Source organism: Maledivibacter sp. (genome assembly GCA_025210375.1).
In the GTDB taxonomy this organism is placed as follows: domain Bacteria; phylum Bacillota; class Clostridia; order Peptostreptococcales; family Caminicellaceae; genus JAOASB01.
Map to the genome: position 1 here is coordinate 16,958 of JAOASB010000016.1, position 12,610 is coordinate 29,567.

Here is a 12,610-nt window from a genome sequence, read left to right on the forward strand (position 1 = left end):
TATCCCTCCATTTTTTATTCTTTACAAAAGAGTATTTATTATATAGATATATATCTATCATTTAAGTAGTTTCCTTTTAGATCATAGAAATTTTTATGAGAATTTGCATTTTTAGATCTCCAAGGGCAAGTTATGTATGCTCTTTTTTTACCATATCTTTCCCAGATGTTGAAGGTGATTTTAGCTTCTTCTGCATACTCTTCTTGGTAAACTTTTTCTACTTCTGCTAATTTTATAGATTCTTCTTCTGTAATATCTAAAGTTTTTTGTAATTCTAATACTCTTTCATCTTCTTTTTCTGATAGAAGAAACTTAATGCAAATACCAAGTTGAACTGAATAATTAACCTCTGGATATTCTTCTTTTATTTCCTTTGCTAATTTGTGAGCCTTTACCATAAGTTCTCTTGATATTTTCATTTGTCGTTCCCTCCATTTGATTTATTTGTTAATTATATTATACATTTTAGAATGTAATTCGTCAACACTCTAGAATGTATAATTTTATATTTCTTAAATGAAGGTGAACAAAATGTAAATTTAACGCTATACTCCTAGCCATCTTTTACAACTACTTAGACTCTTAAAATCTTCCGTCCATGCACTACCATCTGCATTATCTATGCCTATATAGATGCTATTACCATCCTTCTTTTCTATCGTGTAAAATAGTCCTAATGGTTTTCTAGTAGTTATAATTTCCTCGGCTTCTTTATTGGTAATTTTGGTTACTTTACTTTTTATTTCAATCACCTTCTTATAAAAGTTTTAGTGTTGTTACGCTATAAATCTTTGATTGATCGCTAACTGGATTCTTTAACGATCAATCAAAGGCATCATAAATAAGAATGATCTAGTCTGATTTTTTATTACCTTCTTATTCTATTGCATGAAGTACCCATAGCTCTGTGCAAATCTTATAAAAGTTTTTACTATGCCTTGCAAGAATATTTCAAAAGTAAACAGTAGTGTTAATAATGTAATTAATTGACTTCCAACCGTCTTTTTAGGTTTTATTGTATTAAAATAAAAATCATTTAATGCTTTCTTAATTGAAATTATATTTAATATAATGGTTGTAATAATTAATAACATTAAAATTGTTTTTATTATCGCAGTTGCGCTAGAATATATTTTGCTTAATGTTAGTAAGCTGCCATCACCAATGAAAGAATAATTATTATTGAAATAATAATAAGACCCTACCCCTATAATTATCAATAAAGATAATTTAAATATGCTCCCGAGGGATATATGGCTTAAGTTTTGTTGTCTAAGGAATGCTCTCATCGGGTTAATTAAAATTCTTTGAAAATACGAAACCTTCTTGTATTCCAATTCTTCTATATCATCTTGTATAATCTTTGTCACCCTAGATTCACTAATATTTATGTTCATTATTTTGTTTTCACATTCGTTATTTAGATACCAATCTATATAGGATTTTGCTTTTTCTTTGCTTTCTTCAAAGATAATTAATACAGTTCCATTTTTTCTGACAAATCTACATAAAAACTTATCCTTAGATCTATATCTTTTTAGATATGTATATATATTTCTTAAAACATTCTGTTTTCGCTTGCTTCCTATTTCACTGATCCTTTCTTCCAATTCATTATCATCAAGCTTCTCACAGTTCTCTTTAGTAAAAATTTTTATTATCCAAAATACTATTCCAAATAGCACAATAATTGTTCCTAGATAGAACAATATTATTCCATCAAGTCCAGCTAATTCTGAAATTATACTACCTATAAGACAAGTGGTTCCCCATACTAAGTAGAATACTGATCTTTTAAAACTGTCCCTAAAACTTCTTAAAATTTTTCTCATTCTTCCAGCCCCCTATTTTTCAAAAAACAATACAGGCTAGTAAAAGCCTGTATTGTTTATAAATTTATTTCCCTATGAATTTTTCAGTTCATTAATTGGTATTATCATCTTCGTACATGTGTCCCTTAATAGGAACTATAACATCTTGGCAAATATTTAATATTCCTCCAGGTGTGGAAGCTCCCTGGAGACTCACAGAAATTTTATAATCCCCATCGGAAGTATTAACCGGAATATAGTGCATTTTTTCATTCATATGACTTCGCGAATTAACCGGCAATTCAAATCTACCATTTGATCCTTTCATCTGGATGGTTTTGTCCGGCGAATAGAAAAATGTCCTTTGAACATTCTTTATTTGGCTTGGTCTATCATAGTTTGAAACGATATCAGCTTTGGCCTCAACTTCTATTCCATATCCAGATTTAATAAATCCCTGTTCTTTATTTATCCAATTAACATCAACATTAACATTGGTCAGTTTTGCATAGAACCTCACTGTATATCCATCTATAACAGTTACCGTCTTGCATTTTCTTTTTTCCCCGGAGCCAGTGCATTTCTTCTTGGTATGTGTCCATGTTTTAATTTTTTTACCGGAGCTATAACTCTTTTTGCTCCTGTACTCTGTCCATGTTACGTATGATGGACTGCATTTCTTTTCCTGTGCCTTGATTGTCCTTGAATTAATTGAGTAAGTGTTATTCTTCTCATTGCTTTCACTAATTTTATTATCATAATCGACTTTGGCTGCCATCTTAAATTGTGTTTCTATGTTTGGTGTTTGAAGTCCAAACATCACTTCGGCAACTTTCCCAGCCGGGACAAAAAAGTCTTTCTTTGAGACAGTACCTTCAACATCGAGCTTCAAGTTAGTTGCAATGTTTGTCGTTCCATTATTCCTAACCTTCACTATAACAGGAGAGTAAGACCCTGCTTGATATTCTCTATACTGAATGTCTATGACTTCAAGGTCAAAGGCTTCCTTTTCCTTGATTGGTATAAGGATTGAAATTTCATTGTCCTCCATTGTATTCTCCTCAATAATCGTACCATCTTCAAAGGTTGCCGAGTGCTTTTCGTTCATATTGAGCTTTGCAACAAGTTCAAAGGTATTCCGTTTATAATCCTCTGGAATGCCATAAATCAGACCTCCAGTTTGACTTTTTAAAGCTTCTATCGTATGGCCTGAGTCAACAAACATATGCTTTAATTTATCATTATACTGTAAATAATAATCAACCGTAACATCATAAGCGTCCTTAAGACACATGTTGTACACATCAAATTTTAATTCATAATCCTTATCATACTCTATTTCACTTGTCTCGTTTCTAATGTCCTTTATTGCCAAATTATCGGTTTTTGCTTCAACCCAATATTCGATAATTATTGGTATAAACACTATATACGCTTCAGCCCCTAGCTCATCTAACAAACTTTTTGCTGGAGGTATTTCGAATGTTTGATAAAGCACCTTGCCATTTTCAAGACTATGCCATCCGATCGCAGAACCTGGTGTATAATCAGTCTGCGGCGACTGAATCATAAAATAATCAATCAGTTTCTCTCCTGTCCATCCATTTTTTCCTGCCCATTCTATTTGATTGAGCCAATGAGTAGCATTTCGATCTCTATTAAAGGCCGACTTTTGAGGCCTTTTTTGATTCTCTATATTCGTATTCCAAGGCTTATATATCCAGTTTTTCTCCCAAGGTTTTTTACCTATATTAAAGTCATTAGGAAAGTCTTCATTTGTAAAGGGAGTACCATTAATATCATATCCCAGGTATCTATACTCCCCTGCCTTAAATTCATTATTTTCAATATCCTCTGGCTTTCCATATACAGCTAAGCCCTTTTTGAATAAAATCTCTACATTGAGCATACCTTTAAAGGTACTTAAAGGTACTGGAAGATTTAGATCTTCTACCGTAGGTTTTAACTCTCTAATGGCTTTTAAGTCTGACTTTATTTTAGGGTTAGGGTCCTCAGGATCTTCCCCTAATAATATATAGATATCTTCATCACTGTATTTAGATACGTTTAAGGGTTCTACTTTTGGAGTAAGTTCCGTATTATATTTTAAATTTACTATCCCATTGTTTAACTTTTTATCTATTACTTCTACGGAATCCGTTGAATGGTTATAGTAATTTTCAATAAAATTCTCTCTATCCTTACAAAACTTGTTAATAGGCCTTGTTAGTTCCTCCGTGGAAAACATAAAGCCAGGATCATAGGGATAAACTAAAACATTAAATATTTTATTAATATCCTCTTGGTCTTCAAACTGCCCAAGGTCAATTTTCTGCTCTATCTCAATATCCTCTCCTATCCCACCATTAATCCAATTTCCATCCTTGTCTTTGTATATTAGTATTCCTTTTTGTTCTAGCCTGTAATGTGGTACATATGCCACTAATTCCTTTCCCTGTGCCATTGTACTTATTGGATATCCTACAAACGATGTAAATAAAAAAAAGGCTAAAAGCCTTGATATGATTTTATTCATTGGCTTCGCCTCCTATGTATATACTAACTGCCATTTCACCTTTTGCACATGCAAAACTTCTCTTGTCATAAATAAACTCTTTTGCTTTTCCTTTAGTATATTCTGAATTCTTCATTGTATCAGTTACATAAGCATACACTGTTTCAAATTGAGTTGGATAATAAACTTTAAGCATTTCTTTAAGTACTGAAGAATCTTTCTTGTAGAACGTAGGATAAACTGTTATTAATGTATTGTTGTAGTACTCGCAATAGGATATCATTATCTCTGTATCATATAACCCTGTTTTTCCTTCTGAATTGTACATAATATCCTCTCCGGTATCTCTTCCTGCAACATATATATTTGAAACATTTTTAACAACTTCTTTTAGTTCATCATCTTTTAGATTTTGAACAATTTTCTCAATATTTTGTTCTGAAGGTGTTTGTGGTTGTACCACTTCCCCACTTTTAGTATCAACAGTTACTGTTTTTGTCTCTCCATTCCATCCAACCTTTGCCCCTAGAGCCTCTGAAACAAACCTTAATGGAACGAAAGTTCTATTAAAGTATATTTCTGCCTTGGTATCAAATTTTATGATTTCTGAATCAACTGTAGCCTCCATGGCACCTATTACTAATTCAATATGTTTTTGTTCTTGGTCTATAAATACAGTTCTCGTTTCTCCATTCCAATCAACCTTGGCTCCTAAAGCTTCTGCTATAAATCTTACTGGGACAACCGTCCTTTCCTGCTTGTTTATAAAGGGTTTAGCGTCTTTAAATTTTACCTCAACTTCATTTACAGTTACATTAACTATGTTATCAAAATTCTCATCAACTTTAATAAGGTTTCCATTTTCGTCCATCTTATAGTTGTTATCCTCGGCAAAACACGGTATAAGCAGTGCCAAAGTTAATGTCAGTACAATTATTAAGCTAATACATTTTCTCATATTTTCATCTCCTTAATCTATCTAATTTTTAGATTAGTTATTGTTGATTATATTTGATATAAAGTCTAGTATTGTATTTGCACTATCTATACTTTCCCGCGTCTCTTTATCTGTTATATCAATTGGAGTATCTGCAGGGTATCGGGTTTCTATATAGTAATCATCTAATGTATAGGTATGCTCTTTTATATCATCAAAAGACTCATCATATTTTTCACATCTTCTTAAAAGATAAGCTAAAGAATGCCCAGAAACAACTTCTCCTGACTTAAAAAGTAAAAATGCTTTAAGCATCTTTTCAGCTGCTTGCTGACAATGAAAAGTAATAATAGAATTTACTCCTTCATTAGCAAAAAGTATTTTGGCACTACTTAGATCTTCATTTGCTTTAATTATCCAGTCATTGTACCTTGTGCTGTCTGTCATATAATATCACTCCTTTATTAAGTATGTGATTTGCAAAAGTCCCTTTTTCCAGTAAATATTTTTTCCATTCCTCAATCGTATATATAAGAACATCTACAGGTTTATCAAAATCCAGTCCACTTTTAGCATAAATATATTTACTTATTTCCCTCCGCAATCTTCTTCTGTCCGTGGTTTCAATTATTATGCAAATATCAATATCGCTTTTTTCTGTTGCCGTCCCCTTTGCATATGATCCAAAAAGAATAATTTTTTTTGGATTGAAATTATCTACAATTCCTTTTTTCAATATTTCTATTAGCTCTTTACTCATACAAAGACTCCTTTCATATATGAAGCTTTGTTTGAAAGCCCTGTAATATCTTATCAATAAGGGCAATTCTTCTTTTGCCTAGTCGCTGCTTAATAGTCGGACTATATTCTGGACCATGGAACAACTTCTCTTTTTCATAATTTGCAAAATATATAATGTATTCCCTCATTTCTTCTTCAGTTATATCTCTGCTCCAGTAGGCATCAATTACTTTTTTCATTTCATGTGACAATTTCAAAACTGAACTTGGATGTCTTTGTATGTCCATTTTTTCACCTCAAACACATTTGTATGGTTTTCGTACTATTCGTATCATTATTGTATCATTTTCATACAAGTAATTCAACCATTATTTTACTATAATTACCATATCAAGGAGAACAAGTTAATGTTCTCCTTGATATTAAATGGATATATAAAGTCTTTTGCACCAAACTGATACAGATTATTTTGTTCAATCTCCACACTCTAATAATATTCTTTTTATTAATGTTACGGCTTCGGCCCTTGTAATTTCTTTACTTCCTTTAAAGCTTCCATCCTCATATCCTTTTAATATTCTCCCTGCAGTTTTAATTGACTCTTTATATTTTGAGTTGTCTATATCTGTGAACTTCACCTGGGAATCGGATTCAAACTCTAAAATTTTAGTTGTAAGATAAACTGCTTTTTCCCTTGTTAAAGGTGTATCTAATATAAAATCTATCTCATCTGCCTTTAAGCCCATAGTGGCATTAGCTATTTCGTAATAGCTCCAATGGGATCTGCTCAGGTCAATTGAGTTTAGCTTCTTATCTTCCTTATTAGTGATTAGTTTTACCTTGTTTAACATCACCAGGAACTCTTCAGTAGATACTATTTCATCTGGCCTGAAGGTATTATCCTCATAGCCATGGACAATCCCTTTCAAAATAGCGTTTTCTACAGTTTCTTTAGCCCAATGTTTTTCGATATCTGTGAGTTTTTGATCAAAAGGTTTAATATCAACTACTTTAAAGTTAATATTGCTAACCTTAGCTTCTGCCAGATCTACTACTCTTATAGTTGCTATCCCTTCATTTAAAGCTTTAACTTTTACATCATCTATTAATTTGATATTTTTACTATCGGTTTCAATTACAAGGTATTTACTATTTACATTTTGACCTTCTAATTCTAGATAATCTTTAACATTAATTTCTTTCCCCTTCAAAATAGTAAAAGCAACATTTTCCTCAATTTTTTGTATATTACTTCTAACACTTGAAATAGAATCCGCTACTATAACATATAGCTTAATATTTTCTTTATCTTTACTTGCTATTATCGTTCCGATTCCATTTTCATGGGCTTTAAGCACATAATCATTTATGCTTATGTTGCTACTCGTAGTCTCGAATGTAATGTTTTTGGTATTTTCAAATATATCTATTAACGCTTCATCGAAGGCGAGTGCTACATTCATTTGGCTTCCCTTTTCGACTATGATTCTTCTTTTGAAACTGTCATTATCATCTACTACCTTTATTAGGTATTGTATAGTTTTGTTTGTAGCTGTGTTTGTTATACTTACAACTATATCGCCTTTACCTATTATGTTTATTTTCCCATCCTTAATAGTTGCATTACCTTGAGTGATTTTGATATCTAAATCTTTCTTCTCAACATACTTTCCTAATTTATCAATTATTTTGTCTAATATATCTTCAACATCAATTTGCGAACCCTTACCTACTTTAAGTGGATTCTCAGGATTTATGGTTTCATGTATTATTCCATTCCCATCTGCAATTATTTCATTTGATTGTGTAAAGTTACCTTCTTTATCTCTAACTGTTACAATTAATTTTGTTCCCGTATCAAACTCTTTCCTGTTTTCATTTTGCCAATTTACTTCTGCCCATTTAGTTTTTGAAGCAAGTAAGCTAATATCTAACGCATCATCTATACTTGCAACAAGTACCCCTTCACCAAGGACAAATTTTTCTTTCATGGCTGCTTGTTTTTTCCCTGTTATATCAAATTTATAGGCCTTACTATGTAATTTAACATTATCCTTAGCTATTACATTAATTCTGTTATTACGAATGACTATGCTTTCTATAATTGGTGCCGTTCTATCCTTGGTCATCTTTTCAATCTCTTTGAATGCCAGTTCTTTATTTCCCTTTAATATACTTAATCTTACTATATATTTTGTGCTATCTTGTAGTTTTGGAATTTCAACATTTTCAGGTTCATTAAGGATTTTAGTATAAACTAGATTCATATTATCCTTTTTTATAATATCTAACCTATATCTATAATCATCACCTATATACTTATTTTTTAATTTGTTTGATATATTAATAGAGATTTTCCCTTCATTACTATTAAGCTCCGTATCCTCGGATTTTATATCTGTATCATTAATTGTGTCTATAATATCTTCCTTTAATTCTTCATCAATATTTGGGTCAGTAATAACTATATCTTCATCATTGGAATTATTGTTGTTATGTTTTTTACCATATATGGAATCCTTAATTTCATCTGAAACTTCTCCATAGATAATTTCATCATAATCGTTAACAGTGATTTCTTTCTCAGTGGTGTTATTAAAACTATCCTTTAGTAAGATTTTTAGGGTATTTGGTGCATTTATGGCTATATGATTGTCCTTATAATATTTTGTATCATCTACATCTAGGTACATCCTTCCTACTGCTTTGATACCATCTGTGCTAGTCAATTCCTTCTCCACATAGGAACCCTCTTTAAATTTAAATCCATATGGTTTTATAGCAAGCTTATAATTATCCATGCCTAATACATATACTTCGCCTTTCAATCTGTAAATACCAGTTATTATCGGTGCTATAGTATCAGGATATGTACTGTCAAATATAGTCCTACTATATAAAATATCCTTATAGTAAATCTCAATAATTATCCTGTAAGTATGTCCCATTTTTGCTCCTGATATTTCGATATTTCCACCTGTACTTGTGGTATTAGATATTACATTACTATTATCTTCTAAATCTATAACACTCAACCTATATTCACCCTTATCTAAGTTAGGTAAAACCAAGATAACCGGATCATTGTCAAAATCAATATGTATTTTGTTTATTTGATCTTCAAAATATGCCTTGTCACTCACCTTTTTCAAAATCTTATCTCTTTCTGCTTTTATGTCTTCAAGTTCCTTTATAAAATCATCCTTTTCTTTTCCATCGGGCAGTGAACTTATTTGATTTTCTAATTCATCTATTGATTTATTTAAATCATCTATACCTGTTGGGAGATCAATTTCCTTAGTATTCTTTAAATCATCAAGTTTTTTATTTATCTCGGTGATCTTATCTCTTATTCTATCCTTTAGGTTCTTTACTACAACCACAGTTCTAGTTTTTGAAGCCTTTGTACCAAGTGGATTTTCTGCTTCATATGTTAATATGTATTCTCCTAGTTTTGAAGTGTCTACACTTCCTAAAACTTTCACTGCATAGTTAGATGTTGCTCCTGGATCAATGAATGTACTTTCTCTCTCTGTCTCTATTAACTTAGCTCCATTTAGTTCTACATAGGGATTAATTACAATGCTGCCATTCCACTTCGTATTAGCTGTTCCACTCTTACCATCATTTGCTGTAATATTTATTCCCTCAAATTGTCCTGAATTTAATTCTGTACCCGTCCATGATAATGACCAATGGGAATTTGCTGAAGTATCAATACTTGTGGATTTTGTAATGCCCCCCAAAACACCTTTTATTGTTACTGTATCCCCCTCTGTATCTGTTATGGTTCCTTCCAGTATAAAGGAGCCATCGTAGTTAATTGCATTTTGTTCTTCTATAGTAGTTATGCTTACTGTTGGAGACGTATTTGTAATAAAGCTATCTAATGCTAGGTACTTAGGATTTTCTACACCATCACAATTCCTTGTCATGACCCATAATTCATATTCCGTTTCTATTGTAAGTCCTGTAAGTTCTCTAGTTGTATCTGCGCTCCAATCTGAGGTTGAAATATTAGATCCATTCTCACCGGCTCCTTTAAGTTTTAGTTCTAATTTATGTTCTGGTGGTTGTCCCTGTGGTGCATTAGCTATTTCAAAGGTTATTGATGTCCCTACACTATCTGATATTGATATGTTTTCAGGATTTAAAGCTTTGGTATAAATCTTAGCTATAGGAGAGTATCGGCTTTCGTTGTCTAGACTATCCTTAGCTTTGTATTTATAAGTGTACTGTGTATTTGCTACTAATCCTGTATCTGAATATGGGCTTGTATCGATCCATGAAGTTATGTCTGAGTCGTCCCTATTATATAGAAATGGTGCTACATTTAAATTACTCGGGTCATTTGCATTTGGTGTGATTTGTATTTCCGTATTGCTTATAACTCTTACTGTAGGTACATTTGATGTTGGACCTGTATTATCTACTATAAAACTTCTAGTTATTTCATTTGATTTGCCACCTTTATCATCTTCACACCATATTTTTATATTATTATTACCTTCGCTCAAACTATCATCTACAGATATAGTATAATTGCTAAAGTTTTGAGTGTTACCATTAGCTAAAAAACTATCAATATTTATATTCTCATGTCCTAAAACCGGGTTATTTGACCTATCTAATATACTATAGTAAACTGTTAAATTATCGCCAGCATCATCATCCTTTACATTTCCTTCTATTGAAATGCTATTGTGACCTACTTTCTTACTAAAATATTCATTTTCGGTAGGTTTGTTTATACCTATTGTTGGGTTGCTGTTGTCTGTATATTTTAGTGTTACTGTATAACCGTAGTAATCATCATATCCCCCTTTGTAGACTGTTCCTGAATAGTTCTGTTTCCAACTTCGTGTATCTGACTTATATATAGGTCCTCCATATTTTCCTTTACGATTGAGAGAAAAATGTTTTGTCTCACCTTTTCTACCAGTCCAATTTGGACCTAGCTTCCAATCATATAAACTTCCTCCTACATAATCTGTATCTTTTAAACTTAGCCAACCCGTAAATCCATCATTGCTATAATATATTCTGTCAGGTAAACTGGGACTAGTGGAACTAACCTTAATCCAGTCTCGATCATCATCATCCCATTTCCAATAAGAGTTCCATTCTATATAATGATATTTAGTAGTGTAGCTACTTTCTCCCTGAGAGCCTCCTAAAAACACACTAGTACCTGTTTTATATAAGGTTCCACTATAAGTCCCATAATTATAGTCCATTGTAGAAGAAAAACTACTACTCCCTTGTATTTTTGAATCTGTAACTTGCTTTGAATATTTCTTAGCGTTATATTCTTGTCTGCTAGGGCTTCCCCCACTAACACTGAAAGTTATATTTTCACCATCCACGGAATGCGATACATTCCCTGTATTTATAGATACATCTACTATACTCTTTAAATTAGGTATAGTTATAGTCTTACTCTTACTCTGATTCATGTCCTCAGTAAAATTTATAGTCATGGTTTTAGTTACAGGATCAGCATAGCATTGATTAATCGAAAGTCCTTGACTGATTACTATAACGCATAACATCACAACTAAAAACTTACCGAAATTAATATTTTCTTCACAATAATAATTTTCCTTAAATGCATTAAATAAACTTAATATCATATTGAACTGCCCCCTCTTTTTATCAATCGTATCTAGAGTTCTCAACATCTATATCAAAGGCAATTTTTGCATTGTATTTTATAAGAAATGATATAAGTACAATTGGCTTCTCTGTATATCCTTGAATATGTATTGAAGGAAAAACCGTATTTTTACTTCCACTACCATTTGTAGTATAATCTCCTTCTTCTACTGATATTTCTTTTATATATATTTTTCTTGATAGTATACCTTTTTCAATAGGATTTAGAGAATTATCTAGATCGAATTCCGTTTTTAATTGATCATAAAATGTATTTTTCACATCTTGAGTTTTCACTAAAGAAATATGTTCTCTTCGGTATTCATCCAAAAGATTCATCTCTAAACTATCTTGTGCAATTATTTCTATCTTTGTATTTAAAGTTCTGTGAATTGCTTGTATTTTAATAAATTCTATTCCTATACCTAGTACTACTATAATTAGGAAAAATTTCAACAAGGCAATAAGGGATGATGAACCCCTTTCATTATTAATTGATCCTTTAATTTTATTCATTATATGGTCACCATCCTTCACCATAACCACTTCCATAATATCCTTGGTTAGTACCTGAAGCCTTAAGTGGTATACTGAGCTTTATATTCCAAAAGTCTCCCAGTTTCACTTCATGCTCATATTTTATTTTTAAAAAAAGCTGATCTCCTAGTTTATCTACTTTTTTGTAAAAACTAGGCTTTATATCAACAACACTAACTTTGTCATAGCTTATATTTCTTTTACTTAGCTGCTCCTTTAAATAATTTTCTCTAATCATACCCTCGGACTCAGCCTTTCTTACAGCTTCATCAACAGCCATTTTGGCGAAACCAATATTTATAAGAAATATTGACAGCTGAAATACCAAGATCGTTACAACCAGAAGCTTAAAGGTAAATCCTAGTGCTTCTATAGTAGTACTCCCCTTTTCATTTTCCATATATATCAACCTAT

The 12,610-nt window shown here is 31.6% G+C and carries 11 protein-coding genes; all 11 read right to left on the bottom strand.

Going from position 1 to position 12,610, the window contains the following annotated elements:
- Positions 1 to 38: 38 nt before the first annotated feature.
- The gene (locus N4A68_05515; protein ID MCT4563762.1) at positions 39 to 419 is read right to left on the bottom strand and encodes a hypothetical protein; all 381 of its coding nucleotides are present in this window, start codon (positions 417 to 419) and stop codon (positions 39 to 41) included.
- A gap of 126 nt (positions 420 to 545) precedes the next feature.
- Entirely contained in the window at positions 546 to 752 is a 207-nt protein-coding gene (locus tag N4A68_05520; protein MCT4563763.1) for a hypothetical protein, read from the bottom strand.
- A gap of 129 nt (positions 753 to 881) precedes the next feature.
- Positions 882 to 1,832, bottom strand: coding sequence for a hypothetical protein (locus N4A68_05525; GenBank protein ID MCT4563764.1), 951 nt, complete (start codon positions 1,830 to 1,832; stop codon positions 882 to 884).
- 91 nt (positions 1,833 to 1,923) lie between these two features.
- Complete coding sequence (locus tag N4A68_05530; GenBank protein MCT4563765.1) at positions 1,924 to 4,347, bottom strand: hypothetical protein; 2,424 nt, start codon at positions 4,345 to 4,347, stop codon at positions 1,924 to 1,926.
- Entirely contained in the window at positions 4,340 to 5,284 is a 945-nt protein-coding gene (locus tag N4A68_05535; protein MCT4563766.1) for a copper amine oxidase N-terminal domain-containing protein, read from the bottom strand. Before N4A68_05535 ends, N4A68_05530 begins: the two co-directional genes overlap by 8 nt.
- A 33-nt stretch (positions 5,285 to 5,317) precedes the next feature.
- The gene (locus tag N4A68_05540; protein MCT4563767.1) at positions 5,318 to 5,710 is read right to left on the bottom strand and encodes a HEPN domain-containing protein; all 393 of its coding nucleotides are present in this window, start codon (positions 5,708 to 5,710) and stop codon (positions 5,318 to 5,320) included.
- Positions 5,685 to 6,023, bottom strand: coding sequence for a nucleotidyltransferase domain-containing protein (locus N4A68_05545; GenBank protein ID MCT4563768.1), 339 nt, complete (start codon positions 6,021 to 6,023; stop codon positions 5,685 to 5,687). The genes N4A68_05540 and N4A68_05545 overlap by 26 nt, the downstream gene beginning before the upstream one ends.
- Positions 6,024 to 6,036: 13 nt before the next feature.
- Complete coding sequence (locus N4A68_05550; GenBank protein ID MCT4563769.1) at positions 6,037 to 6,291, bottom strand: TIGR04540 family protein; 255 nt, start codon at positions 6,289 to 6,291, stop codon at positions 6,037 to 6,039.
- A gap of 186 nt (positions 6,292 to 6,477) precedes the next feature.
- Positions 6,478 to 11,637, bottom strand: coding sequence for an S-layer homology domain-containing protein (locus N4A68_05555; protein ID MCT4563770.1), 5,160 nt, complete (start codon positions 11,635 to 11,637; stop codon positions 6,478 to 6,480).
- Between the two features lie 22 nt (positions 11,638 to 11,659).
- Positions 11,660 to 12,175, bottom strand: coding sequence for a hypothetical protein (locus N4A68_05560; GenBank protein ID MCT4563771.1), 516 nt, complete (start codon positions 12,173 to 12,175; stop codon positions 11,660 to 11,662).
- 7 nt (positions 12,176 to 12,182) lie between these two features.
- Positions 12,183 to 12,596 carry a DUF4320 family protein gene (locus N4A68_05565; GenBank protein MCT4563772.1) on the bottom strand — a complete coding sequence of 138 codons (414 nt, stop codon included), beginning with the start codon at positions 12,594 to 12,596 and terminating at the stop codon, positions 12,183 to 12,185.
- Positions 12,597 to 12,610: the final 14 nt, after the last annotated feature.

Excerpts from the sequence above, each read along its gene's own strand:
- N4A68_05515 (MCT4563762.1), bottom strand. The coding sequence starts at position 419 with ATGAAAATATCAAGAGAACTTATGGTAAAGGCTCACAAATTAGCAAAG.
- N4A68_05525 (MCT4563764.1), bottom strand. The coding sequence starts at position 1,832 with ATGAGAAAAATTTTAAGAAGTTTTAGGGACAGTTTTAAAAGATCAGTA.
- N4A68_05530 (MCT4563765.1), bottom strand. The coding sequence starts at position 4,347 with ATGAATAAAATCATATCAAGGCTTTTAGCCTTTTTTTTATTTACATCG.
- N4A68_05535 (MCT4563766.1), bottom strand. The coding sequence starts at position 5,284 with ATGAGAAAATGTATTAGCTTAATAATTGTACTGACATTAACTTTGGCA.
- N4A68_05540 (MCT4563767.1), bottom strand. The coding sequence starts at position 5,710 with ATGACAGACAGCACAAGGTACAATGACTGGATAATTAAAGCAAATGAA.
- N4A68_05545 (MCT4563768.1), bottom strand. The coding sequence starts at position 6,023 with ATGAGTAAAGAGCTAATAGAAATATTGAAAAAAGGAATTGTAGATAAT.
- N4A68_05550 (MCT4563769.1), bottom strand. The coding sequence starts at position 6,291 with ATGGACATACAAAGACATCCAAGTTCAGTTTTGAAATTGTCACATGAA.
- N4A68_05555 (MCT4563770.1), bottom strand. The coding sequence starts at position 11,637 with ATGATATTAAGTTTATTTAATGCATTTAAGGAAAATTATTATTGTGAA.
- N4A68_05560 (MCT4563771.1), bottom strand. The coding sequence starts at position 12,175 with ATGAATAAAATTAAAGGATCAATTAATAATGAAAGGGGTTCATCATCC.
- N4A68_05565 (MCT4563772.1), bottom strand. The coding sequence starts at position 12,596 with ATGGAAAATGAAAAGGGGAGTACTACTATAGAAGCACTAGGATTTACC.